This window comes from Candidatus Hydrogenedentota bacterium (assembly GCA_016791475.1).
Classification (GTDB): Bacteria; Hydrogenedentota; Hydrogenedentia; order Hydrogenedentales; family JAEUWI01; genus JAEUWI01.
This window is the reverse complement of sequence record JAEUWI010000081.1, coordinates 1-26,402: the sequence shown is the minus strand read 5'-3', so window position 1 is coordinate 26,402 and position 26,402 is coordinate 1. Positions and strand designations below refer to the sequence as shown.

General features: G+C 60.7%; 19 protein-coding genes and 1 pseudogene. 16 read left to right on the top strand and 4 right to left on the bottom strand.

The genetic code is table 11. The features are described 5' to 3' along the window. Positions 1–102 precede the first annotated feature (102 nt). Entirely contained in the window at positions 103–1,206 is a 1,104-nt protein-coding gene (locus tag JNK74_26390; GenBank protein ID MBL7649720.1) for a DUF1080 domain-containing protein, read from the bottom strand. A gap of 364 nt (positions 1,207–1,570) precedes the next feature. Here JNK74_26390 and gltB point away from each other — a divergent pair, with 364 nt between their 5' ends. From gltB to JNK74_26325, 13 genes are all read left to right on the top strand, one after another. Continuing rightward, positions 1,571–6,106, top strand: coding sequence for a glutamate synthase large subunit (gene gltB, locus JNK74_26385; GenBank protein MBL7649719.1), 4,536 nt, complete (start codon positions 1,571–1,573; stop codon positions 6,104–6,106). After that, positions 6,096–7,610: a glutamate synthase subunit beta gene (locus JNK74_26380; protein MBL7649718.1), complete on the top strand. Its 1,515-nt coding sequence runs from the start codon at positions 6,096–6,098 to the stop codon at positions 7,608–7,610. Before gltB ends, JNK74_26380 begins: the two co-directional genes overlap by 11 nt. Before the next feature lie 283 nt (positions 7,611–7,893). Further along, the gene (locus JNK74_26375; protein MBL7649717.1) at positions 7,894–8,031 is read left to right on the top strand and encodes a hypothetical protein; all 138 of its coding nucleotides are present in this window, start codon (positions 7,894–7,896) and stop codon (positions 8,029–8,031) included. Positions 8,032–8,046: 15 nt separating this feature from the next. Next, positions 8,047–8,196, top strand: coding sequence for a hypothetical protein (locus JNK74_26370; GenBank protein ID MBL7649716.1), 150 nt, complete (start codon positions 8,047–8,049; stop codon positions 8,194–8,196). A 42-nt stretch (positions 8,197–8,238) separates the two neighbouring features. Continuing rightward, positions 8,239–8,403 (top strand): hypothetical protein, encoded by a 165-nt coding sequence (locus JNK74_26365; GenBank protein ID MBL7649715.1) that lies wholly within the window; start codon positions 8,239–8,241, stop codon positions 8,401–8,403. 85 nt (positions 8,404–8,488) lie between these two features. Further along, complete coding sequence (locus tag JNK74_26360) at positions 8,489–8,656, top strand: hypothetical protein (GenBank protein MBL7649714.1); 168 nt, start codon at positions 8,489–8,491, stop codon at positions 8,654–8,656. Between the two features lie 17 nt (positions 8,657–8,673). Further along, complete coding sequence (locus tag JNK74_26355; GenBank protein ID MBL7649713.1) at positions 8,674–8,862, top strand: hypothetical protein; 189 nt, start codon at positions 8,674–8,676, stop codon at positions 8,860–8,862. 300 nt (positions 8,863–9,162) lie between these two features. Beyond that, positions 9,163–9,687 (top strand): GNAT family N-acetyltransferase, encoded by a 525-nt coding sequence (locus JNK74_26350; protein ID MBL7649712.1) that lies wholly within the window; start codon positions 9,163–9,165, stop codon positions 9,685–9,687. 34 nt (positions 9,688–9,721) lie between these two features. Continuing rightward, the gene (locus JNK74_26345) at positions 9,722–10,351 is read left to right on the top strand and encodes a GNAT family N-acetyltransferase (protein ID MBL7649711.1); all 630 of its coding nucleotides are present in this window, start codon (positions 9,722–9,724) and stop codon (positions 10,349–10,351) included. Continuing rightward, positions 10,348–11,235 (top strand): CPBP family intramembrane metalloprotease, encoded by an 888-nt coding sequence (locus JNK74_26340; GenBank protein MBL7649710.1) that lies wholly within the window; start codon positions 10,348–10,350, stop codon positions 11,233–11,235. Before JNK74_26345 ends, JNK74_26340 begins: the two co-directional genes overlap by 4 nt. A gap of 6 nt (positions 11,236–11,241) precedes the next feature. After that, entirely contained in the window at positions 11,242–12,267 is a 1,026-nt protein-coding gene (locus JNK74_26335; GenBank protein ID MBL7649709.1) for an ABC transporter ATP-binding protein, read from the top strand. Positions 12,268–12,468: 201 nt separating this feature from the next. After that, on the top strand, positions 12,469–13,317 hold the full coding sequence (locus JNK74_26330; protein ID MBL7649708.1) for an ABC transporter permease: 849 nt from the start codon (positions 12,469–12,471) through the stop codon (positions 13,315–13,317). Further along, positions 13,317–15,161 carry an SPASM domain-containing protein gene (locus JNK74_26325; protein MBL7649707.1) on the top strand — a complete coding sequence of 615 codons (1,845 nt, stop codon included), beginning with the start codon at positions 13,317–13,319 and terminating at the stop codon, positions 15,159–15,161. Before JNK74_26330 ends, JNK74_26325 begins: the two co-directional genes overlap by 1 nt. Positions 15,162–15,189: 28 nt before the next feature. On the opposite strand, the gene JNK74_26320 is transcribed toward JNK74_26325, so the two are convergent. Next, positions 15,190–16,101, bottom strand: coding sequence for a LysR family transcriptional regulator (locus JNK74_26320; protein ID MBL7649706.1), 912 nt, complete (start codon positions 16,099–16,101; stop codon positions 15,190–15,192). A 334-nt stretch (positions 16,102–16,435) separates the two neighbouring features. Between JNK74_26320 and aceB the strand changes: the two genes are divergently transcribed. From aceB to JNK74_26305, 3 genes are all read left to right on the top strand, one after another. Further along, a complete protein-coding gene (gene aceB, locus JNK74_26315) occupies positions 16,436–18,037 on the top strand; it encodes a malate synthase A (protein MBL7649705.1) in 1,602 nt (533 codons plus the stop codon). A 130-nt stretch (positions 18,038–18,167) separates the two neighbouring features. Continuing rightward, positions 18,168–19,481 carry an isocitrate lyase gene (gene aceA, locus JNK74_26310; protein MBL7649704.1) on the top strand — a complete coding sequence of 438 codons (1,314 nt, stop codon included), beginning with the start codon at positions 18,168–18,170 and terminating at the stop codon, positions 19,479–19,481. 224 nt (positions 19,482–19,705) lie between these two features. After that, on the top strand, positions 19,706–20,086 hold the full coding sequence (locus JNK74_26305) for a response regulator transcription factor (GenBank protein MBL7649703.1): 381 nt from the start codon (positions 19,706–19,708) through the stop codon (positions 20,084–20,086). Positions 20,087–20,116: 30 nt separating this feature from the next. On the opposite strand, the pseudogene JNK74_26300 reads toward JNK74_26305, so the two are convergent. Both JNK74_26300 and JNK74_26295 read right to left on the bottom strand, forming a co-directional pair. Continuing rightward, positions 20,117–21,204 (bottom strand): annotated as a pseudogene (locus JNK74_26300) (response regulator). Further along, positions 21,188–26,239 (bottom strand): PAS domain S-box protein, encoded by a 5,052-nt coding sequence (locus JNK74_26295; GenBank protein ID MBL7649702.1) that lies wholly within the window; start codon positions 26,237–26,239, stop codon positions 21,188–21,190. The pseudogene JNK74_26300 and the gene JNK74_26295 overlap by 17 nt, the downstream one beginning before the upstream one ends. Positions 26,240–26,402: the final 163 nt, after the last annotated feature.

Genomic DNA, 26,402 nt, shown 5'->3' with positions numbered 1-26,402 from the left:
AAGCCTAAAGCCTAAAGCCTAAAGCCTAAAGCCTAAAGCCTAAAGCCTAAAGCCTAAAGCCTAAAGCCTAAAGCCTACAGCCTACAGCCTACAGCCTACAGCCTACAGCCTCAATTCCATCTCCTTCCACTCAATCACCGCCCCGTCCCGGTGCATCTGCAGCGTGATATGACCCGGCCCGCGCTTGTCGAGTTGGTCTGTTTCCGCGGACTGGTGACCGTTGATATAGGTGGTGGCGCGATTGCCCTGAACGAAGATCTGCATCAAGTTCCATTCACCCGGGTTGAAGATGTCATCCCGTCCCCGAACAAGCCCGTAGATGCTGCCCGAGACCATCCCCACGTCGGGCAGGTCGAGTATCTGAATCTCATGCCCCCGGTCCGAGTCGTCGCCTTTCCAACGGAAGAAGACCCCGCCGTTGGCCGAAGAACTGGCCCGGTAGTAAAGGTTGAGGGCAAAATCCTCGCAGGGCGTCCCATATTGCAGGTAGCCATTCCCCCCTTCGCCCCGGAGAACGCCATCCCGCACGGTCCACCAGGCCCGCTTGTTCCGAACCGGCTTCCAGCCCTCCAGGTCCCGGCCGTTGAACATCGAAACCGCGCCCGCGCTGTCGGGCAGGGGAGTCAGGGTCATATTCCGGACTTCCATACCCCAGCCATAACTGTTCAAGAAGCCCAACCGTCCACGGCGCAGGGTGTGGGCCAGCCGGGGGTGGCTGGTAAAGTCCAAATCCTGTACCACCTGCCCATTGAGCACCACCCGCAATCTTGGCCATTCCATGTGTACCGCGCAGGCGTTCCACTCACCCGCCTCGTGAACCGCCATCACCTTCGGCGCCACGTGGCGGAAGATCGCTCCCGACCGAAACACATCGGGGGCGTCCCCGGCATGGTCGCCGAGTGCTATAATAAGACCAGCCCGCCAGGCCCCATTCCACGGCGCGTGGAGCAGCAGTCCCGATTCCTCCCATTCATGGCATCGAAATTCAAAGTCGAGATCGAAGTTTTCATAGTCGCGGCGGGTCAGAATAGCCGAAGGCTCGCCCTGTCCCTGCTGCAGTTGCAAGGTCCCCTCCTTAATAAGGAAGGAGGTTGCCGTGCCGCCCACGTTCTCCCAGTCCCCGGCATCGGACAAAGGCTGAAGGGTCTCGCTCCACGTCGGAAGGGCAAGCAGGATCGCCAGTAGAAACAGGTGCTGAGTGCGCATGAGGATGAGGACTCCCGCGGGCGGTTTTAGCGGCCCGATTGAAACGATTTTCGGTCACTATAGCATGCTACCATTCGGTAATGTTAACTATGCTGAACGACCAAAAAGATACCGTGGCGTAGGAATTATTCGGAGCGTATCCTGGCGCAGGTGGGCCAACGACTTCGCCCTATTCGCCGGACGGCTCTGTAAGCTCTTTGTCAATAGTGAGTTACAATTCAGTTTGACTTTTAATTCGGTTCTTTTGTATCATACGCTTTGGAAAGAACCGCGCCCAAATGCTTGGATTTAGGGTGCGGTTTCGATTACCTGCCCTGCCTGCGCAGCTACCCCTCCCAGGCACAACCGTTGATAGAGGTGAATCATCTTGCCTACAAGAAGCATATCCAGGGAAGGCCTGTATGAGCCGTACTACGAGCACGATGCATGCGGTATCGGCTTCATGTGCAACATCGATGGCAACCGTTCCCACGAAGTCATCAAAAACGGCCTTCAGATTCTCGTCAATTTGACTCACCGCGGTGCCTGTGGTTGCGATCCGGAAACGGGAGACGGCTGCGGCATCATGTTCCACATCCCCCACGAGTTTTTCGTGGCCGAGGGACAGTTGCACGGCTTTGATCTTCCCGCGCCCGGTGAATACGGCGTCGGCATGATTTTCCTGCCGCGGGATCGGGAGTCGCGGGAATCCTGCATCCAGATTCTGAACAAGGCCATCCTGGAAGAAGACCAGGAGCTCATCGGCTGGCGCGACGTGCCCCGGGATTCCAGCACCATCGGCTGGCTGGCCCGGGAGAACGAACCGGTCATCCGACAGGTGTTTATCGGTAAGAGCGAAGGGCTCGACATCGAGGCCTTCGAGCGCAAACTCTTCACCATCCGCAAGTCGGCCACCCACATGATCGGCAATTCGGTAATTTCGGGCAAGTCAGAATACTACGTGCCCAGCATGTCCGCCCGCACCATCGTGTACAAGGGGCTCATGCTGCCCGAGTCCATGGACAAGTACTACCTGGACCTGGCCGACGAACGTACCAAGAGCGGCATGGCCCTGGTCCACCAGCGCTACAGCACCAACACGCTGCCGGCCTGGCCCCTCGCCCAGCCCTTCCGCTTCCTCGCGCACAATGGCGAAATCAATACGCTGCGCGGCAATCTGAACATGATGGACTCCCGTGAGCACCACGTGGAAAGCGCGCTCTTTGGTGAGGACATCAAGAAACTGATGCCCATTCTCTCGGCGGGCGCCAGCGACTCCGCGAACTTCGACAACGCCTTCGAGCTTCTCGTTCGCGGCGGGCGCGACGTGGATCACGCCATGGCGATGATGATCCCCGAGCCCTGGAGCGGCCACGAGTCCATGTCGGACGCGAAAAAGGCCTTCTACGAATACCACGCCTGCAAGATGGAACCCTGGGACGGCCCCGCTTCCATGGCCTTCTCCGACGGCGTGATGATCGGCGCCGTGCTCGACCGCAATGGCCTGCGTCCTTCGCGTTACTGGGTGACCAGCGACAACCAGGTCATCATGGCTTCCGAGGCCGGCGTGCTTCCGATCCCCCAGGAAAAGGTGGTCAAGAAGGGCCGCCTGGAACCCGGCCGCATGTTCCTCGTGGACATGGAAGAAGGCCGCATCGTCGACGACGCCGAACTGAAGGACAAGTTCGCAAGTCGCAACCCCTATCGACTCTGGCTCGACACACACCGGGTGGAACTGCCGACCGATCTGGCCGAACCCGCGCCTGTCGCCGAACCCGCTTCCCTCATGGAGCGTCTGCAGGTATTCGGCTACACCCGTGAAGACATGGAAATCCTCCTCGCCCCGATGGCGCAGGACGGTAAAGAGCCGACCGGCTCCATGGGCAACGACGCGGCACTGGCCGTGCTGTCGCCCCGTCCCCAGTTGCTCTTCAACTATTTCAAGCAGCTCTTCGCCCAGGTAACGAACCCGCCCATCGACCCGATCCGCGAAAGCATCGTCATGTCGCTGGAGACCGATATCGGCCGGGAAGGCAACCTGCTGGGTGAGAAGCCCGAAGACTGCAAGCAGCTTCACCTGAAGTCGCCGATCATCACCAACGCCCAGTTGGCCTTCATCAAGAACCTCGATCGCGACGGATTCCGCAGTGCGGTCATTTCGACCCTCTTCGAGGCGGACAAGGGACCGGAAGAACTGGACAAGGCCCTTCACCGCATCTGCAAGGAGGCCTCCGACGCCGTTCAGCACGGCGCGACCATGATCATCCTGTCTGATCGTGGCGTAAGCAGCGAGTTCGCCCCCATCCCCAGCTTGCTGGCGACCGGTGCGGTGCACCAGTATCTCGTGCACAAGCACAAGCGCAGCGAATGCGGCCTGATCATCGAGACCGGCGAAGCCCGCGAGGTGATGCATTTCGCCCTCCTCACCGGCTACGGCGCGGGTGCGGTGAACCCCTATCTGGCCTTCGAAGCGATTGAAGACCTGAAGCACCGCGAACTGGTGGTGGAGAAGAAGCCGGGCTATGCCCAGAAAAACTTCATCAAGGCGATAGAACACGGTCTCCTCAAGGTCATGTCCAAGATCGGCATCTCCACGCAGCAGAGCTACCGTTGCGCACAGATCTTCGAGGCGGTCGGCCTGAACACGGCCATTGTGCAGCGCTGCTTCTCCGGCACCGCCACCCGTATCGAGGGAATCGGCGTGAAGGAAGTGGCCATGGAATCCCTCATGCGCCACGCCATGGCGTACCCCGAGAATCCCGCGCGGCGTCCCGGCCTCGACGTGGGTGGCGCTTACCGCTGGCGGCGTCGCGGCGAGTTCCACATGTGGAACCCCGAGACCGTGGCCAAGCTTCAGCACGCCACCAGCCAGAACAACGCAAAGACCTTCGAAGAGTTTGCCGAGGAGGTAAACAACCGCACCCGGACCCTCGCGGCCCTTCGCGGTCTCCTCGAGTTTAAAGAAGGCACGCCCATTCCGATTGAGGAGGTGGAATCCGCCGCCGAGATCGTCAAGCGCTTCTGCACCGGCGCCATGTCCTACGGCTCCATCAGCGCCGAGGCCCACGAGAACCTGGCCATCGCCATGAACCGCATCGGCGGCCGCAGCAACACCGGCGAAGGCGGCGAAGACCCCGCGCGCTTCGAGGCGGACGCGAATGGCGATCTGCGCCGCAGCGCCATCAAGCAGGTCGCTTCCGGCCGCTTTGGCGTGACCAACGAATACCTGGTCAATTCGGACGAGTTGCAAATCAAAATGGCCCAGGGCGCGAAGCCCGGTGAAGGCGGTCAGCTTCCGGGCCACAAAGTATTCGATAAGATAGCCACCGTGCGTTATGCGACCCCCGGCGTGGAACTGATTTCTCCGCCCCCGCACCACGACATCTACTCGATCGAAGATCTGGCCCAGCTTATCCACGACCTGAAGAATGCCAACGTGCATGCGCGGGTGTCCGTAAAGCTCGTGTCCGAAGTGGGCGTGGGTACGATTGCCGCGGGCGTCTCCAAGGGCAAGTCCGACCTCGTGCTCATCAGCGGTCACGACGGCGGCACGGGCGCTTCGCCCCTGACCTCCATCAAGTACGCCGGTCTGCCCTGGGAACTCGGATTGACCGAAACCCACCAGGTCCTCGTGGAGAACGATCTTCGCGACCGTATCCGCGTCCAGGTCGACGGCCAGCTCAAGACTGGTCGCGACGTGGCCATCGCCGCGCTCCTCGGTGCCGACGAATTCGGCTTTGCCACGGCTCCCTTGATTGTGTCCGGCTGCATCATGATGCGCAAGTGTCACCTGAACACCTGCCCCGTGGGTATTGCCACGCAGGATCCCGAGCTTCGCAAGAAGTTCACGGGCAAGCCCGAGCACGTGGTGAACTACTTCTTCTTCGTCGCCGAAGAGTGCCGAAAGATCATGGCCCAGCTTGGCTTCCGCACCATCACCGAAATGATCGGTCGCGCGGACATGCTGAAATTCTCGCCCCTGCCCGAGCACTGGAAGGCCCGTCACCTCGATTTCTCCCGGATTCTCTACATGGCCAAGGCCTGGGAGAACTCCACGCTGCACCACAGCAAGGTGCAGGACCACGGCATCGAAGGCGCCCTGGATCATGTGCTGATGGAAAAGGCGAAGGCCGCCCTTGAAAAGAAGGAAGCGGTGCGAATCGAACTGCCCATTCGCAACGTAAACCGCACCTTCGGCACCATGCTGTCCAGTGAATTGACCCGCCGTCACAAGCTGGGTATGTATGGCGGCAGCCTGCCCGAAGATCTCGTGTGGATCGATCTCAAGGGCGTGGGCGGCAACAGCCTCGGCGCCTTCGCGATCAAGGGCGTCACCATCAACGTGATCGGCGAAAGCAACGACTACGTCGGCAAGGGCCTGTCCGGCGGCAAGATCATCATCGCACCGCCGCCCGAGTTCAAAGGCAAACCTTCCGAAAACATCATTATCGGCAACGTGGCCCTCTATGGCGCCACGAGCGGCGAGGCCTTCATCCGTGGTCTCGCGGGCGAGCGCTTCTGCGTGCGCAACAGCGGCGCCTGGGCCGTCGTGGAAGGGGTGGGCGACCACGGCTGCGAATACATGACCGGCGGCCGCGTGGTGGTTCTCGGGCCGACCGGCCGAAATTTTGCCGCCGGTATGAGCGGCGGTATCGCCTATGTCTACGACAAGGCGGGCGCGCTTCCCGGCCACTTCAACGCCGACAGCGCGGAACTGAAGCCGTTGCACGAAAAGAGTATCCCCGAATTGCGGTCCATGCTGGAGCGCCACGCCCAGTACACTGGCAGCGTGTCGGCCAAGAGCATTCTAGAAAACTGGGAAGCGGAATTGAAGCATTTCGTACGGGTCATGCCTCGCGACTATGCCCGCGTATTGAAGCAGCAAGAGCAAAAGCAAGCGGAGGTGACCCATGCTTCCTGACAAGTCCAAGGGATTCATGACTTTTGATCGCGAAATCGCGGCGGATGACGCCCCCGAAGAGCGGTTGAAGCACTACGGCGAGTTTTCGAATTCGCTGCCGCCGGAGAAAATCGCCCAGCAGGCCTATCGCTGCATGAACTGCGGTATTCCCTTCTGCCACAGCGGTTGCCCCCTCGGTAATCAAATTCCCGACTTCAACGAGCTGATGAAGGACAACGACTGGGAAGAAGCCCTCGAAGTCCTTCATTCCACCAATAATTTCCCCGAGTTCACGGGTCGGGTATGTCCCGCGCCCTGTGAGACGGCCTGCGTGCTGGGGATCAACAAACCCGCGGTCACCATCGAGATCAACGAACGGGAGATCGCTGATCGCGGCTGGCTCGAAGGTTGGGTGGTTCCCCAGATCCCCGAGGTGCGCACCGGAAAGCGTGTCGCCATCGTCGGCTCCGGTCCCGCCGGCCTTGCCGCCGCCCAGCAGTTGAACCGCGCCGGGCACCATGTGTCGGTCTACGAACGCTCGGACGAGCCGGGCGGCCTGCTCATGTACGGCATCCCGAATTTCAAGCTCGACAAGAAGATTGTCATGCGCCGCGTCGACCAGTTGAAAGCCGAAGGCGTGGAGTTCATCTGCAACGCCGAGGTCGGCGTAAATGTACCCACCAGCAAGCTGGATCAGTACGACGCCGTATTGATTGCCATCGGCTCCACCAAGAGCCGCACCTTCGAAGGCATGAATGTTCCCGGTTCCGACCTGAAGGGTATCTACCCCGCCATGGAGTTCCTGCCCCAGCAGACCCGGCGGGTCCTGGGCAAAGAAGTCAAGGGCGAAAATATTCTCGCCACCGGCAAGAACGTGATTGTAATCGGCGGCGGCGACACCGGCTCCGACTGCGTGGGCACCAGCCTGCGCCAGGGATGCAAGGGCCTCGTCAACCTCGAACTCATGCCCAAGCCGCCCGTTGAGCGCGCCGACAATAACCCCTGGCCCCAGTGGTCCTTCATCTACCGCACCTCTTCCAGCCACAAAGAGGGTGGAGAGCGGCGCTACAGTGTCCTGACCAAGTCCTTCGAGGATGACGGAAACGGCAATGTGGCCGCATTGAACACGGTGCAACTGGAATGGAGCGAGCCTGATGCAACCGGTCGTCGCCAGATGGTCGAGGTGCCGGGAAGCGAAGAGCGCATCCCCGCTGAGTTGGTGTTGCTGGCCATGGGCTTCACCCAGCCCGAGACGGACACCTTCGTAAAAGAGCTGGGGCTGGAACTGGATCGCAATCGATTTGGTCAGGGCATCAAGGCCAACACGAAAGACTTCCAGTCGTCCAGATCCAAGTACTTTGTGGCGGGCGACGCCCGTCGCGGTCAGTCCCTGGTGGTCTGGGCGATTCACGAGGGTCGGGAAGCCGCGCGGGCCATCGACCTCTACCTGATGGGAGAATCCACCCTGCAGGCCCACGACACCGAAGGCTACGAGACCCTGACAAAAGAGCGTTCCCTCGTCTAATCCGGGAAGCGCCTCCGATAGTTCAAGCGCCCGGACTGCTGGCCCAACCAGCATTGTCCGGGCGCTTCGCCGTTTCTGGGGACAAGATTGGAGTACGGACGCAATCGTCCGGCGGCGCGGGGAACCCTTGTCGCCCCTCAGGGATCGATAGGGCGGGTGTAACAATCCCAGGGCGCTGCTGGTAACATAGACACCCCCGAAGGGTGAAAGGGCGTCCTTTTACCGGGAAAGGGGCTTGTGTTAAGCTTGCCGCTATACAAAGGCGATTTTAAGGAAGCTTTTCGTGAAACACATTCAGATTATGTCCAGGTCCCCGCAAAAGGCGGACGACTTCACCACGGGCCAGAAGTTGACCCTCGCGGCGGGGATCGCCAATGCCCTGGCCAGCTTTTTTGCGGACAAGGAAGATGCCGCGTCCTAACGAAGGAAGCATTCGGTGAAGCACATTCAATCCGTGTCCAGAATCCCCGGGCGGGCCGGAGAATTTACCACGGGCCAGAAGCTAACGCTGGCCGCAGGCATTTTCGACGCCATCGCCGCCTTCTTCGACGGCAAAGAAACGACCGGCGGGAACGACGAAACTTGAACCCGGCCCGGTCGCACAGCGGCCCGACAGGAGGAATACCCAGTGAAGCATGTACGTTGCATTAGTCAGGCGCCCCTTCGCGCCCAGACGGACATCAGTTGGGCGTCCGTGTTTGAGCTGATTGCGGGCATTCTCGCCGCGGTCGGTCAGGCGGTTCTTACCAAGGAAAGCCAGGAATTCCCCACCATACCCACGACGGGCGCCTGAAGTCGGGCGGCCGCGGGGTAGCCTGTTGCTCCCTGCGGCGCGGCGCGACCCGGGGACGAGGCTAGCCTAAGAAAAAGGAAGTACAATGAAACATCTAGCGTTGCTTTCGAAACGACCAGAGCGGGCCCAGGCCGATATCTGCACCAGCATATCAAGCGATTATCAGGCGCTCCTGTGCTTCCTGGTGGAAGTGCTCCAGACCATATTTCCGACCCTGGCGGAAGCCAAGACGCCGACCCAGTCGGACGCCTGAGCCGGGGGAGGGCGCACGTGGTGCATGGGATCCGGTTGCTGACGCGACGCCCCCTGAAGGGCCAGGATATCGCGCCCGAGGTGAAGCTGGCCTTCATCCGGGACTTCGTGAGCGCCACGGGGGACAACCCCGAGTTTGAGGGGGTTATCAACGCGATTATCCCTTTGTTTATCAACAAGGATCCGAGCAATCCTGCCCCGGACTAATTTCTACTTGTAGCCTTCGCCGAAATGTGCTCTAATAGGCGCGGTTTGGCGACAATCTGGAGTGGACCAATGAAACATATCAAGCCGATTTCGACCCCTAAGGCGGACTCTTTCCTCGACTTCTACAACGCGATTTTCCGCGCGTGGGTGGAGTTTCGGGATGGAAAACGCGATGAGGCCACCTCGGGATTCTAGGACCCCGGCGGGTTACATGCCTTTTACCGGGGCCTGCTGTCCCATCGCAGGTCCCGGTTGTATTTATGGAAGGGCCCCGTCCCCAGAACCCATCGGATCCGCGGCGTGATTGCTGGACAACATACGTTTATCCGGGGCACGGAACTCGATGATGTGCCCGCTTTTTCGCGCCTTTATCGGGCCGGGACCCTGCGCGCGGGGCTGCTGGACGCGAAGCGCGAGCCCGTCCTGCCCACGCGAGACGAGCTCCGGGAACTGCTCTCACGAAAGGAGATCGCCGATGGCGGTTTCTATACCGTGGAGGACCGGTCGGGGGAGATCCAGGGCTTTTGTACCCTGCGGGGCGTGAACAACGAGGCGCGCTACGCGGAATTCAGCCTGGTGTTGCTGGACCCCGCGCTGTACGCCACGCCACTGGCGGAGGAGGCGGCCGACTTCCTCTATGAGCGTGCTTTTGTCCGTGCGGGCCTGAACAAGGTCGTGGCCTACTGCCTGGAAGGTGAGCGCGAACTCGCCGATTTCCTCCGGGCTCAGGGCTTCGAATCCGCGGGCGTCCAGCGCGACGTGGTTTATGCCCAGGGTCGCTGGCACGCGCTGGAAGCGCTCTGCCGAACGCCCGCCTCCGTATGACGCGGAAACAACGCTACGAACGGGTGTGCTGAAAATGCCCTTTACAACTCAGACCTATATCCGCCGCGCCGAGCGCGACGACCTCGATACCGTCGTTCGATGGATGGAGTCCCCCGACTTTCAGCATTTCCTCTATGGCGATCCGGCGCGTTCGCCCCGCCAGGTGCGGGACAAGATCGTGGCCATGCTGGGCCGGGCCGTGGGGCACACGATGCCGGGCGGCATCTACCTGATGATCGACAGCAGGGAGTACGGGCCGGTGGGCCTGCTCTCCCTCCAGAACATCAGTTGGCGCAACCGCTCGTGCAGTATCGACCTCTATCTGGGCCAGGAGCACCTGCGCAACCGCATGGTCAGCGCAAGTTCGATCTGTCTGGCGCTCGAGTACTGCTTCTGCGAGCTCAACCTCCACCGTGTCAGCGCCTATATCTACGCCTTCAATTCCGCCTCCTGGCGCATTTTTGAGAAGACGGGCGCGACCCGGGAACTTACCCTTCGCGACCACGTCGTGCGCGACGGGCAGGCCCACGATCTCTACGGCTATGGTCTGCTGCGTCCCGAGTATGAGGCTTTTCGCGCGCGCTATCACCGCGCGCTGGATGGTTATTCCCTCGCCGCCATGATTGAAGGGCTCGCGGCGCACGAAGGGGAGAGCCCCGCGTGAACCTTGCATTCACGCTGCTGCTGGCGGCCTATGTGCTCCATTCCATCGCGATGCACCGCCAGGAAGGGCCCGAGACGGAGCCCCAGGATACCCAGATCCACCGCGGTCTGCCCGCCCCCCTCATGCCGCTGGCCCTCTTTTTCGCCTGGCAGGCCTTCAGCACCCCCTGGGTGATGGGCCTTCTCTCTATGCCCGCGCTCTGGACGCTTGGCGGCGTCCTCGTACTCCTGACCCTGGTGAGCCAGCTCAAAAAGAAGAAAGCAAAGGTCTCGGACGGGCTTGTTGCGCGATTATCCTACATCGGCGGCGGATTGCTCCAAACGGCGCTTCTCGGCCTGGCCCTGTACCTGGGCTTTCTCGATGGGGTGCTGTCACGAAGCCTTTTCGATCCGAAATGGGTTATACTGGGGGGCGTGGCGGGCCATCTTATCTTTGGCGTATCGCTCATATTCAGCCATCGCTCGCTGGATACCCTGCGGGATATCGCCGGATATGTGCTCGATCCCCGTCCCCTCGGGCGCTTTCTGGGGGAGTCCCCCCGGCAGATGTTTGCATGCCTCGATGTGAGCCTGATCGAAGAATTGATCTATCGCGTTGCCGCGCAAAGTGTGCTGCTCGCGTTGACCGGCAGCCCCTGGGTTGCCATCGGTGTCACGGCGCTGGTCTTTTCCGTGGTGCACCGCCATTTCTTTTACAATCACGTGGTGGATTCCGTGGAGTTCCTCGCGTTTTCCCTGCTCCTGGGCATCCTCTACCAGGTCACGGGGAGCTTCATGCTGGTGGTGATGATTCATACCGTTCGAAATATTGAAATTGTCTACTTTGATCACGCCACCCGCCCCGAGACGGCGGCCCACTGGCGTCTTACTCCCGAGAAGGCCTGATTGCCCATGTCCGAAAACCAAAGAGCCCTGGTGCAGTTGTCCCGGCTCGAGAAGACCTTTACCCTGCGCAATTTCTTCTATCGCGACGAGGATACGGGGAAGCGCTCGCTCTACAAAAAGCGTCGCGTTGAAGCCGTGCGGGATGTGAACTTCGAGATCTACGAGGGTGAGATTTTCGGACTCCTCGGCCCGAACGGTGCCGGCAAGACTACGACCGTGAAAATGCTCTCGGGCCTCGTGAAACCGGACAAGGGCACAGTGCAGATAGACGGACTGGAAGTGGAGCGCTACCGCAAGCGCGTGCTGGAGAAGGTGGGGGTGGTGCTGGAGGGAACGCGTACGAGCATGTGGCCCCTCACGCCGATGGAGAACCTGGCCTATTATGGAAACCTGAAAAATGTGTCCGGCAAGGTCCTCTTTGATCGCTCGAATTATCTGCTGGACTTTATCGGTCTCAAGGACAAGAAGAACGTCCAGGTGCGCCACCTTTCCCGAGGCCAGAAACAGAAACTGGCCATCTGCATCGCGCTGATTGCCGATCCGCAGGTGCTGCTGCTGGACGAGCCCACTACGGGCCTCGATGTCCAGAGCGCCCGCGCCATCAAGGACAAGATTATCGAGATGACTCGCGAGCACGGCAAGAGCGTGCTGGTGACAACCCACGACATGCACGTGGCCCAGGAGCTCTGCGACCGGATCGGTATCATCGATCAGGGCAAACTTGTGGCCTGCAAGCGGACCGATGAGCTGCTGGGGCTCTTTTCCGATCAGGTGTACGTGTTCAAGCTCGATCGCGAAGCCGACATCGCCATTTTTGAATCCATTGCCGGCGTGGTCTCCGCGGCAAACGAACTGACCGTGGACGGGCCCATTCTGGTGCTGAGTCTGGTTCCTGAATCCGACCAGCGTTCCGAGGCCCTGTACAATGTCATGGAAACCCTTCGCGCACAGGCCTTCGAGCTCCGCGGCGTGGCCCAGCGGCAGCAGAACCTGGAAAGCATTTTCCTTCAGTTGACGACTAGTTCAATTTAGGGGCAATAAGTAAGCTGAACCGCAAATTTGCGCAAATGGACGCAAATTGTTTGATTGATAGTAAACGAGGATCGATGACCGGCCACGTGATAAAGGCTGAATCCCTGCCAAGGGCCGGATTTGCTGGATAGTTTGCAGTACACCCCTCGCGGACCTATCCCGCGAGAAACCAATACATTTTTGACGGGAGTGAGTTGCCGGATGAGTTTCTTCCTGGTTATAAAAGCTGAAATTGTGCGGTCGATGATCGTGATGCGACGCTACTGGTTCCGTACCCTGACCGGCATGGTCATGGGCTACGGCATGTTGCTGGTTCTGATTACCGGCTTCATGGTCAGCCGTGACGAAGTGACGAAAGCGGCGACCAGCGGCTTCGGCGACGCGGAGCAGGCCACGAAATTCGTGCTGGGCTTCATTATCGGCATGTTCGCCTTCGGGATCGTGGGTATGTTCACTCAGGGGCTTCAAGGCATGGCGAGCACGGGCGTGCTGGAGCAGCTCTGCCTGAGCCCCCATGGCCTCGTGACCAACTTCCTTGCCCGCTCCACCGTGGCCGCCGTAACCAGCGTGCTCTCGTCAGCCCTGATGGTATGGCTGGTCACCGTAACCGTGGGGGGGACGCTGTATTTCGACCCCCCGGCTGTCATCGCCCTGATGGTACTCACCTTCATCAACTTGATCGGATTCGGCTTTATGATGGGCGGGCTCGTGCTGGTCTTCAAGCAGGTGGGCCAGATCGCCATTTTGATCCGCATGGGACTTTTTGCCCTCGCCATCTACGCCAAGGATGACCTGCTGGAGCGGGGCTGGGCCATGGCGGCCTTTGTGCATGCCCTGCCCATTGCCGATGCTTCCATCCTGCTGAAGTGGGCCCTCATCTCAAACCAGGGTATCGTGGGCGACAACTACGACAACTACCAGTCGGTCTTCGTCCATCCGTCCATGAAATTCCTCATCATCAGTTGTGTCGTCTGGACCCTGCTGGGCATCACCCTCTTCAAATCGATGGAAACCTGGAGCCGCTCCAAGGGAACCCTGGGCGGCTATTGATGGAAGCCTCCTCGCTACACCGCTTCGAGCAGGGAGGGCGGCGTTTCGTCCTCGACATGGAAACATGCTTCTGTTTCGAGTGCGATGAAGTGTCGTGGGCGGTCATGGAGCACTATCCCCACACGCCGGTCAACCGGATCCTTCACCTCCTCGGCGAACATCATCCCGTTCGGGAAGTGGAGGAGGTGATTGGCGAACTGGAATGGCTCCGCTCCACCAAATCCATCCTGCCCGCCCTCGGCCCGAAGGAACGACTGAAGCAGTTTGAGGGAACGCCGGAACTGCGCGAAGTAGACCTGCGCCTGCCGGCCTTGATCGGTCCCGCCTGCGACAGCCTGGTCTCGGGTGCGCTTACGCTGCTGCTCGGGCGTTCGGCGTCCGGGAAAGAGCTGGTGCTCAGGCTTCACACGCCGGAAGCGAAATTCCACCCGGAGGGGCTGGCCCGATTGGTGGAGCGCGCCTTTCGGGACCTCCGACTCGCCGGAAAGTCCCTGTCCGTGGACGTAGTCGTGCCGCTGCCGAACTCCACACCGCTCCGCGAGCACCAAGCGTCCGCCCTGCTGGCCCTGAGCGACGCGGGGGGCGTCGGCCCCCTCCTCGACAAGCTGAGTTCCGCCATATCGGGAAGGCTTTCCAAGCTCAGTGCGGTGACCGAAGGCGCCACGGCGGCCGCTATCGGTGTGGTCCTTGTTCCGGCCGATGCCTCCTTCTGCGAGGTGATCCCCTGGCTCAACGAGCAGGGCTTCAAGCGTATCGATATCGATCTGCCCGCGGCCTACCTGGCCAGACCGGGTCTCGATCCAGCCGCGGTGCTGACCGGTATGCAGACAGCCGCCGTTTATTATGCGCAACAGTTGCTGAAAGGAAATTTCTTTCGCCTGGAACCCATGGCCTCCACCTTTCGGCAAATCTACGAGGGGGTGGCTCAGTCCCGGAGTGACGGGAGCGGCACCCACGCACTCGCCGTGGATGAGCGGGGGGATATTTATCCCTCGCGCTATTTCATGGGTAACGCCGCTTTTCGATTGGGCAGTGTCACCGATGGAAGCCTCGACGATACTACCCGAGGTGCTTTCGACGATCTGGGCGTGGCGACCACGGCGCCCTGCATTCACTGCTGGGCGAGGAACCTCTGTGGCGGGGGGCACAGCGCGATCCACCATTCTCTGGGCGGTGGGATCCGCGAGCCCAACTCGGCGTGGTGCGAACGACAACGGGACTGGTTCGCCGCGGCGATCGCGGCCTTCAACCTGCTCTCTTCACAGGGCGTGAATTTCGCGCGGCTCCACCAGAATCTCCAGCCCCGGAAGAAACTCTCCCTCTGGCAGGCGGCGCGCACCGCCATGACCATGAAAGTGGGTGTGCGGCCCATTGAAGTGTCGGATGCGCCCCTCTTGACCCGCTGGGAAAACTGGAGTGATGCCACCTACTTCCTCGGCAATGAATACGGCATGTTCCTCGCCACCACGTATGACCGTGAAATGGACTCTCTGCATCCGCGAGGCATCGAGCAGGAGTTGATGATCGTTTCAAAGCGCAACGAGACGCTCGGACTTCTTAAGCTGCGACCCGAGCCGCGCCTCGGCATGGCGCGGGTGTGGTTCTTCCTGAAAGATCCGGCGGGCTATGCCGACAGCGGACTCCGCAAGAGCTTCGGATATATCTTGAAGGAAGCGGCGGGACAGACCACATTCAACACGCTGATCGCGGCAGCGGGTCCGGGTGATCCCGGGCTGGGAGATTTTCTGAAGGCCCTCGGCTTTCAGCACGCCGGCTCCGAGCGGCAGGCGCTGTTTGTCCACGACGCCTATCACGATGTTGACGTGTACACGTTGAAATTGTAGGGGACCGCAACGAAAGTGGCATTGCCTTTCACAATTCAACCCCCGGCAGCATGAGCTCAATAAATCGCCGGGCCTGGGGACTCAAGAACTTCCCTTTGCGCATGACCACGCCGTAGACGCGATCGGGAAAAAAGTTGCCAACGGGCACCACGCTCAGTTTCTCTTCGCCGGTAATGCAGATGCTCATGACCACAGAAATCCCGAGTCCGAGCTCAACGTATTTTTTGATTACTTCCCAGCCGCCCACTTCCATCGCCACCTCGTAGGGGAGGCCCTGGGCCTTGAAGACCGAGTCCACCGTGCTCCAAGTGCTCAGATGGCGCGGCGGCAGGATCAGCGGATACTTGCTGATCTGTTTTAAGGTCAGATACTTCAGATCCGCCAGGGGATGCCCCAGCGCCGTGATAAGCATGGGCTCGTAGCTGACGATGGGGTGGAAGACTACGTCGTCCGGCACGTTCAACAGGGGGCCAACCGCGAAATCGACATGCCCCGCGCGCAACTGGGCGAGGCCCTCGGCCCCGGTGACGTTGTGCAGCTTCAGCTCGATGTTTGGATGGGCCCTGCGAAAGCGCTCCACGTAGGCGGGCAACACATACAGAATAGTGGACCAGCCCGCCGCAACATCGATGCGCCCCTGCTCCACGTTGCCCCGCCGCGCCGAGAATTCGTCAGGCAAGTTATCGATACGTTCCACCAGCGGCATGGACAGCTCGAAAAGCAATTCGCCATCCGGTGTAAGTTTGATTTTCGGGCCGCGCCGCTCAAACAGCGTCACCTCCAGTTCCCGTTCCAGGGCCTGAATCTGAAGGGACACCGATGGCTGACTGAGAAACATCCGCTCGGCGGCCTTCGAAATACTACCATCGGCGGCGGCATAGCAGAAGCCGCGAAGTTGTTGAAGGCGATTCTGCTTGTAGCGGAATTCATTCGTGCTCATGGGGGTGCTCCGTGCGCAAGTTCATCAGGACGGACAATAGCGGGAGGACAGACCAATCGGTCGTATCCGTCTAATCCGTCCTTTCACACGACGGACCGTTTCTACCGATCGTTAGACTATTATTGCAATTATTTAGCCTAGAAGCAACCCTTCATTAACGGCGGCTATACTAAACATTGAAACAACTGATTTGTCAATCACTTACAAACGGTGGTATCGTTCCGAAGGTCGCAATGAGAGTGGTAGTGGCGACTGTTGCATCCGGCAAGGCAGAACGACACGGGATCCGTCTGCCCTTTCCATTTTTATCCCACCTGAAAGGATGACGAAGACAATGGCATCACTCAATGTGCCCGAGGGCCTGGAAATCCTGGGACCCGTATCGGACACACACGGGGAAATCCTTACCCCGGAAGCACTTGCGTTCTACGCGACGCTCCACCGCGCCTTCAATCCGCGCCGACTCGAATTACTTGAGAAGCGCAAAGAGCGCCAGGCCGCCCTCGATAGCGGCGTCCTTCCCGACTTCTTCCCGGAGACCAAAGAAGTCCGCGAAGGTGAATGGCGCGTGGATCCGGTGCCCGCCGACTTTCAAGACCGCCGGGTAGAGATTACCGGCCCGGTTGATCGCAAGATGGTCATCAATGCCCTGAATTCCGGCGCGAAGACCTACATGGCCGACTTCGAGGATTCCCACGGTCCCACTTGGGAAGCGACCCTCGATGGCCAGGTGAACATGCGCGATGCCGTGCGCCGCCAGATCGACTTTACCGCGCCCAATGGCAAAGAATACAAACTCAACGACAAGACGGCGGTGCTTCTCGTTCGTCCCCGTGGTTGGCACCTTTCCGAAAAGCACGTGTTAGTGGACGGTGAGCGTGCTTCCGGAAGCATATTCGATTTCGCGCTGTACTTTTTCCACAATGCGAAGTACCGCGTGGATCAGGGGTCGGGCATTTATCTCTACCTGCCGAAGATGGAGCACTACCTCGAAGCGCGCCTGTGGAATGATATCTTCGTGAAAGCGCAGGAGCTTCTTGGCCTGCCCCAGGGCACGGTGAAGGGCACCGTGCTCATCGAGCACATTCTTGCGGCCTTCCAGATGGAAGAAATCCTCTACGAGCTGCGCCACCACAGCGCGGGCCTCAACTGCGGTCGCTGGGACTACATCTTCAGCTTCATCAAGAAGTTTGCGAAGCGTGAAGACTATCTCATGCCGGATCGCGCGCTGGTTGGTATGACCACGCCGTTCATGCGCGCCTACTCGCTGGCCTGCATCAAGACCTGCCACAAGCGTGGTACCTTTGCCATGGGCGGTATGGCTGCGCAGATCCCGATTAAGAACGATCCCGAAGCTAACGAGCGCGCCATGACCAAGGTGCACACGGACAAGAAACGGGAAGCTGAAGATGGACACGACGGCACCTGGGTGGCCCACCCGGCGCTGGTGGCCATCGCCATGGAAGAGTTTGACAAGGTTCTCGGCAGCAAACCGAACCAGATCGACAAGCAGCGCGACGATGTGACCCTTTCCCAGGCCGACCTGCTGGCCGTGCCTTCCGGCGCGATCACCGAGCACGGGATCCGCGAGAACATCAAGGTGGGCGTCCAGTATCTGGAAGCCTGGCTGAGCGGCGTCGGTTGCGTGCCCCTGTATAACCTGATGGAAGACGCGGCGACCGCCGAGATCTCCCGCACCCAGCTCTGGCAGTGGGTCCACAACAAGAAGGCCGTGCTCGACGACGGCCGCCCGGTGACCCTTGAACTGGTTCGGGCAATCGCAAAAGAAGAGATGGACGCCATCAAGGCGGAAGTGGGCGAGGCGCGCTATGCCAGTGGCAAATATGAAGCCGCCGCCCGATTGTTTGACGAGTTTACGGCCAACGAAGAGCTGGCCGAGTTCTTGACCCTGGCCGCCTACGAGCAACTGCCCTGACCGGCCTGCCGCAACCGGGAGAGACCCCAGGCCCGGCGCCGGTTGATACCTTTAAATAGACGGCCTTATCCGGGAACGAGGCCCCAAACTCCATACCAATGCCGAGAGGCACACAAGGACAACGCAAGACATGAGCAGTAATAACGGAACGAAGAAGAACCCGCTGATCGATCAGGCCGAAGTCGATGCGCTGAACGCCCTCTGGGCCTCCGATCGCTTCAAGGGCATCACGCGCTCCTACACCGCCGAGACGGTGCTTGAGCTGCGCGGCTCCATGAAGGTCGAATACACCATCGCCACGAAAACAGCCGAGAAGCTCTGGGGCTACGTGAACGAGCCCGGCAACGGCTACGTGAACGCCCTCGGCGCGCTGACGGGCAACCAGGCGATCCAGCAGGTGGAAGCGGGCCTTCGCGCCATCTATCTTTCCGGCTGGCAGGTGGCGGGCGACGCGAACCTGTCCTGCACCATGTATCCCGATCAGAGCCTCTACCCCTCCAACAGCGTGCCGGCCATCGTGGCGCGCATCAACAATGCCCTGAGCCGCCGCGACCAGGTTCAGACCATCAGCGGCGTGAAGAAGCATGACTACTTCCAGCCCATCGTGGCCGACGCGGAAGCCGGATTCGGCGGTCCGCTCAACGCCTATGAGCTCATGCTCCAGATGATCCAGGCGGGCGCCGCGGGTGTCCACTTCGAAGACCAGCTCGCTTCCGCCAAGAAGTGCGGCCACCTCGGCGGCAAAGTGCTCGTCCCCAGCCGCGAATTCATCAGCAAACTCCACGCAGCCCGCCTGGCGGCCGACGTAGCAGGCACCCCGACCGTGCTGGTCGCCCGCACCGACGCGGACGCCGCCGGCCTGCTGACCAGCGACATCGACGAGCGCGACCGCCCCTTCTGCACCGGCGAGCGCACCGTGGAAGGCTTCTACGTGACGCGGCCCGGCATCGACCAGGCCATCGCGCGCGGCCTGAACTACGCGCCCTACGCAGATCTGATCTGGTGCGAAACCAGCACGCCCGACCTGGCCGCCGCGAAGAAGTTCGCCGAAGCCATCCACGCCCAGTACCCCGGCAAGCTGCTGGCCTACAACTGCTCGCCCTCCTTCAACTGGCGCTCCAAGCTCAGCGACGCCGACATCGCCCGTTTCCAGAACGAAATCGGCGCCATGGGCTACAAGTTCCAGTTCATCACCCTGGCGGGCTTCCACAACCTGAACCTGGGCATGTGGAAACTGGCCAACGGCTACAAGGACCGCCAGATGTCCGCCTTCGTGGAGATGCAGGAAGAAGAGTTCCGCGAAGTCGAGAACGGCTTCAACGCCGTGAAGCACCAGGCCTTCGTGGGCACCGGCTTCTTCGACGCCATCACCAACGCCGTCTCCGAGGGCGAGTCTTCCGTCACCGCGCTCAGCGGCTCCACGGAAGCGGAACAGTTCCACTAAGCCAGACGCCACATACCGTTGACTCTGCCGGGCCGCAATCGCGGCCCGGCTTCTTTATGGGTCTTATGAGGTCAAAGTGTCTGGGGCATTCTTCATACAGACCCATAAGACTCATACGACCCATTCTTCCACAGTCACGCATTCACTTCGTCGCCGGTTGCAAGTTTCTCAGCCACGGTATATAGTTAAGCCAGCGGTTCTGACCAACCTCCAAGGAGCGGCCCATGGTAAAGGTGGTGGTAGCAGAAGACGACTTGCACGTAGCCCGATTTGTCGCGCGCGTTATGTCCTCCATGGGCTATTTTCCCATCATATGCAGCGACGGCAAGCGGGCGCTCCATGTACTTGAAGACAACCCGGACATCCAATTGCTCATTACCGACGTGTCCATGCCCCAGATGGACGGACGCTCCCTCGTGATGGAAGTCCGGGGCAGAAGCACCTTCAAGAAGCTCCCCATCATCATCACCTCGGGCCTTGTGCGGGTGTCCGAAATTACCGACCTCCTCGATATCGGAGTGACCTGCTTTCTCGGCAAGCCCGTGGAAGTGGGGGATCTGAAGGCTTATGCGAAAAGCCTCGTGGAGCGGGGCGCGGTGGCGTAGGCCGCGGCGCGTCCGCGCTGTCGACGCAGTTCAGCCGAGTTCTTCGGCCTCGGCGGAGTCGGCGAACTCACGCGCAATGGCCTCGGCGCGGTCGGCGACGGCAAGGAAGGCGTCGACCAGTTCCGGGTCGAAGTGTTTGCCGCGGCCTTCCCGGAGGATATTCAGGGCGTCCTCGTGCGTGAAAGAGGGCTTGTAGCGCCGCTTGCTGATGAGCGCATCGTACACATCGGCCACCGCCATGATCCGGCCGCAGAGGGGAATATCTTCACCGCGAAGTCCGCCGGGGTAACCTGTGCCGTCCCATTTTTCGTGGTGGGTCTGGGCCATTTCTCTGGCCACGCGGAGGAATGAATTTGATCCGAGCTGCTTTTCCGCCGCCGCAAGGGTGTCGTGTCCGTAAATGGTGTGCTTCTTCATTTCCTCGAACTCTTCCTCGGTAAGCTTGCCGGGCTTCTGGAGGATGGCGTCGGGGACGCCCACCTTTCCGATGTCATGGAGCGGTGCGGATCGATAGAGATTTTCGATGTAGATGGCATCGAGCGTTTCGGCGTATTTTGGCAGCCGGCGCAGCTCCTGGGCGAGTTCGAGAACGAAATGCTGGGTCCGCCGGATGTGCATCCCGGTTTCGGGGGGTCGCGGTATTCCGCCAGGCAGGCCAGGCTCTCGATGGTGACGTGCTGCACGAGCTCGATTTCGGCGGTGCGCTCGCGCACCAGGTCCTCCAGGCGATCCCGGTAGAGCTTGAGCTCCAACTGATTGCTTACGCGGGCGCGCAGCAGCGCGGGCTTGAAGGGCTTGGTGATGTAGTCCACCGCCCCCATGGCCAGCCCGTGCGCCTCGTCCTCCACTTCGTTGAGCCCCGAAAGGAAGATGACGGAAATACCCTTTGTGCGGGGATTTTCCTTCATGCGACGAAAGACCTCGTGTCCATCCATGCCGGGCATGACGATATCGAGGAGCACCAGATCCACGGTCTCGCGTTCGAGCAGATCCAGGGCGCTCGGACCGTCCATGGCAACCCGAACGTCGAAGTCATCGCCGAGGGTTGCGAGGAGGATATCGATATTGCCCTCGGCGTCATCCACCAGAAGGATCTTGCGTTCACTCAACCGGACCATAGGCTGTTTCCGTTGTGTTGGACACCCGCTCAAGCAGGGTTTCCAGTGCGGCGGTTGCGTCCTTGAAATTATAGCGTTCCGCGAAATCGGCCAGTACCTTCGCGTCTCCGGCGATGGCCGGTGGCCAGATTCGCTCGTTCAATTGCACCGCGATAGATTTGACCTGCTTTGCGCGGCCTTCGCGCAGCGGGGCGCCCAGTTCCCCCAGGAGCGTAAGCAACAACGCCCGGCTTCCCGGTTCCGCGGGCGCGACATCTATAGTCGGATGCACCGCCAGGGCTTCGGCGATCGATTCAAGCGTGACGTGCAATTCTCCCGCCATACGTTCGAGCAAAGCCCCCGGTGACTCTCCCGCCGCCACTTTCTGTTCGACAAGGCCCGCCGCGTCCCGAAGCGCATCGGCCCCGATATTGCCGGCCACGCCCTTGATGTTGTGGGCGAGCCTGCGGGCCTCCGCGGGCATATCCGCACGAAGAAATCTACCGATCTCCGCCGTGGCGTTGGCATAGTCGCGTTGAAACTTTTCCAGCAATGTACGGTAGAGTACTGAATTGCCTCCCAGCCGTTCAATGCCGGAGCGGAGCTTCAACCCTGGCAGGTCGCGCAGATTGGGGGCGGGGGAGGGCTCGACCTGGGGAATCTCGGGGCTTTCCATCGGCCCATCGGTGTATGCGTGGTCGGGTAGCCACTTGTACAGTGTCCGGTAGAACTCTTCCAGCATGATGGGCTTGGTGATGTGGTCGCTCATGCCGGCGGCGATACTCTGATCGCGGTCTTCCATCCGGGCGTGGGCGGTCATGGCGATAATGGGAAGATACCCGGCCTCCGGGATGGTGCTCGAACGGATGATGCGCGTCGCTTCGAAACCGTCCATCACCGGCATCTGGATATCCATCAAGACCAGCTCACAAGTGTTCGTCTCCAGCCAGTCGATGGCCTCCCGGCCGTTATTCGCCGTGTCCACCACCAGTCCGACCCGCCGGAGAAGTTCCACGGCAATCTGCTGATTGATCTCGTTGTCCTCAACCAGAAGCACCCGGCCGCCGCGCTTCCTGGCGAGTTGGGCCGCCGCGGGTGAGGCCCCCGTGGGCAGGGGGGGCGGCGACGTCTGGTGGCCGAAGACGCGCATGATGGAATCGAGGAGGGTGGAGCGCGACACGGGCTTGACGAGGAACGCGTAGGAGTTGAGTCCCGCACGCATGGCCTGCTTCATGGCGTCTTCGCGTCCGTAAGCCGTCACCATGATGATATGGGGTTGTCTGGGTATATTTCGGGCACTCCGAATGCGGTTGATTGCGTCGAAACCGTCCATGTCGCCGAGACGCCAGTCCAGCACCAGCAGGTCAAAGGGGGCGTCGGCCGCGCCGGCAAGACAATTTATTGCCCCCTGACCCGAGTCGGTGGTGGCCACGGTGAACTGAAAGCTTTCGAGCATGCCGTTCAGGATTTCCCGCGCGTGAGCGTTGTCATCGGCGATCAACACGCGAATGCCCCGGAGATCGGCCAGCGGCGCGCGCTGCGGGCGTTGGGAGTTCCGCCGGATTCCAAAGCGGGCATTGAACTGAAAGTTGCTTCCGGAGCCTGGGTTGCTCCTGACGGTGATCGATCCGCCCATCAGTTCAACCAGGCGTCGGCAGATGGCCAGGCCGAGTCCGGTGCCGCCGTAGCGCCGCGTGGTGGAGTCGTCCGCCTGAGAAAACTCGCGGAAGAGCCGTCCCATTTGTTCTTCCGTCATGCCGATGCCCGTGTCTTGTATGCTGAAGGACACTTCGGCTTCATCGTCCGAGATCGAGACGGGATCGATGGTAACGAGCACCTCGCCCGACTCGGTGAACTTGATGGCGTTGTTGACCAGGTTCAACAGCACCTGCTCCAGTCGCGTGGGGTCGCCGCGAAGGATCCAGGGAATCTCGGGGCTGACTTTGACCAGAAGCTCCAGACCCTTTTCCGAGGCTTTCAGCGATACGAGATTGCAAAGGTTCTCGATCACCTCGTCCATCTCGAAATCAATGATTTCCATGGACAGCATGCCGGCTTCGATCTTTGAGAAATCGAGGATGTCATTGATGATGTGGAGCAGCCCCATGGCGGCGTGCTCCAGCTTGGCGATGTAGTCGTGTTGCTGCGGCATGAGTTCGGTCATGAGCGCAAGCTGGCTCATCCCGATTATGGCGTTCATCGGCGTCCGTATTTCATGGCTCATCTTGGCGAGGAAGGCGCTCTTGGCGCTGTTCGCCTGTTCCGCGGCATCGCGCGCCGCCGCGAGTTCCTCCAGCATCTGCTTGCGGCGTGTAATGTCGTAGAGAATGCAGTGGGCGCGCTGAAAGTCTCCACTGTCCAGCCGCTGCGTGCGGACGGCCACCTGAAGCGAAACCTCCGTATTGTCCCGCGTGCGCACGGTGAGCTCGGTATCAAACTGGTCTTCCCGCTGGAGCCGCTCCAGATAGGCGGGCCAAACCTCCTGAATCTCCGGCGACCACAATTCCCCGAAACTGCGCCCCTGGAGTTCGGGCCAGGCATACCCGAGCATGTCGAGCATACAGGCGTTGGCGTCGATGATGCGTCCCGAGGCGTCCAGGGACTGGTAGGCCACGGGAGAATTCTCGAAGAGGTTGCGGAAACGGTTCTCGCTCTCGCGCAACAAGTTTTCCGCGCGCTGGCGTTCGGTCAGATCATGGATTACGGCCAGGATCATTTCGTGCCCCAGAACCCGGATGGGTGTGAGGGTCACTTCCACCGGGAAATTGGTGCCGTCCAGCTTCTGGTGAATCCAGTCAAAGCGGTGGCTCTCCCTCGTCAAGGCAATTTCGATCAGCATTTGCGCTTTGTCGTGGGATGTCATGCCGTCGGGCTGGACCTCCGGAGAGATGTCGGCGGGATTGCGCCCGATAATGTCGGACTTGTCCCGGCCGCCCAGCACGCGCACGGCGGTGTCGTTGCAGTCCGCAATGCGATCATGGTCCAGTATCAGGAGGGCATCGGAGGAGTTCTCAAACAGCGCCTTGAAGCGGACGTTCAGCACGCGATCTTCGGTGATGTCCTCCTTCACGGCAATAAAGTTCACGATGGCCCCCCGATCATCCATAATGGGACTGATCGTGGCCCGTTCCCAGAAAAGCTCGCCGGACTTCTTGCGATTGCAGAACTCGCCGGTCCAGTTGTTTCCCGCCAGGATGGTCTTCCAAAGCGTTGCATAATATTCCGGCTTCAGTTGGCCGGAAGAGAGGAACCTCGGACTCAGGCCCATTACCTCTTCGGCACGGTACCCGGTCTGCTCCTCGAAGCGCGCGTTGACATACTCGATTTCGCCCTTCGGGTTGGTAATCATCACCGTTACCGGACTCGCCTCAATTGCCTGGGAGAGCTTGCGCAATTCCAGCTCGGTACGCTTGCGCTGGGTGATATCGGTAAAGGTGGCCACGGCACCCACCACGGCCCCATCCCGATTCAGCGGCACGATACTCAAGTGCGCGATGAAGGGGCTTCCATTCTTTCGCCAGAGGGTACTTTCCTCAATCTCGCATGGTTCATTGCGCTCCATGGCGTCGAAGAAGGGAGCCGTCGTCGCGGCCGATCGGGAACCGCCCGCTTTCGGGGGTCGAAAGAACTTAACCGCGCTCCCCAGCAGCGCCTCGTGGAGTTCATAGCCCAAGCTGCGCAGCGCCGCGGGATTGACGAAGGTCACCATCCCGCTGTTGTCCACACCAAAAACACCCTCCGCCACGGATTCGAGCAGAAGACGAACCCGCTCCTCGGACGCCTCAAGCTGGGTCGCCGCCAGCCTCCGCTCCGTCACATCCTGGCCAAGCAGGAGCACAAGAGAGACCTGGCCATCCCGGCGCAGGGGGCTCGCGGCCATCTCGATGACGCGGGCGGTGCCCCGAGGATCCCGATAGGACACCTCAAAGGTCTGTCCGTCTCCGCCCGCCGCGCATTCAAGGGCTCTGCGCATGCGCGCCTGGAGGGATTCCGAATGGCCCCACCAACTGGCGTCCCAGAAGAAACGACCGACCTGATCGGCTTCGTCCGGACCGCCCAGCTCCACGGCTGCGCGGTTGTACTCGAGAATGTGGCCGTCGGGCGAAAGGAGCACCATCAACTGCGAAGTCTGATCGAATACCGCGTGGAATTTCTCCTCGCGCAGACTCAATTCCTTGTCCTTTTCCGAGGCCCGGTGTTCCCATTCATCACGGGCCAGGAGGATGGCATTGTTCATCCGAATTCCCTGCGTGCTGGAGACCAGAATCAGGACCGTGCTGAGGAGCACCGTAAGTCCGACGATGATCAACGTCACATCTCTAAGGAAATGAAAGGACGAAAGTGCCTCCGCAACGTCGATTTCGCAGACCATACCGAAATCCAGCGCGTCATCCCAGGCCCAGGCGCCGATCACCTTCTGGCCGCGATAATCCAGGTAGTCCTCGGCGCTGCTGCCGGAGCCGCCCGTCTTTATGGACTCCGCCGCGAGCGTGAGCCCGGATGCGCCCATGTGGGAATCCAAATTCGGGACCGCCACGGGAAGGCCCTTTACGAATAGCGGACGGTTCCCTTCGTCCCCCACGGCGGCCAGCCGCGGCTCGGAAAGAAAGGCCCCGGCACGATCGACCAGGTACAGCTCCCGGGTTGCCCCGCTGCTGCCCGAGCGGCAGATTGCCGTTACCCGGTGGCCCGGCCCGCTGTACGAGACCAGGAGAGCGACAAGGCCGCCCGAATCGTCGCGCACAGGCAGGGCGACAAAGCTGCCCAGACTGTTGGGACCGTTCTCCAGTACGGAGTCCGCGCCCAGCGGCTCTCGGGGATAAGATGGTACAAGGACAGCTTCGCCGGCCAGCGCGCGGGAAAACAGGACGGGCTCCGCGGCGGCCATCGCGCTTGGCCCGCCGATCTCCGAAGGACGCGCCGATGCGAGCACCGTGAGATCGGGCGCCAGAAGCTGATAGTCCTCGTCGCCATCCTCATGACGAAGCTTCATGATGAACGCGTGGAGCCGTCCCTGGGCCTCGCTGCCGGAGAGCGCTTCAGGGGTTCGAGGCAACCCCGCAAGCTCGGCGGCCGCGGTTCGCAGCGTCTCGGCGCGCGCGTACTCTTCAAGATGTTCAACCTCCAGACGGAACCAGCCGTCTAGCCCGGAAATTTCACGGCCCCATGAAATAGTTGGGCCGCTCAGGGTGTTAAATAGTTAAGGAACAACAACTTAA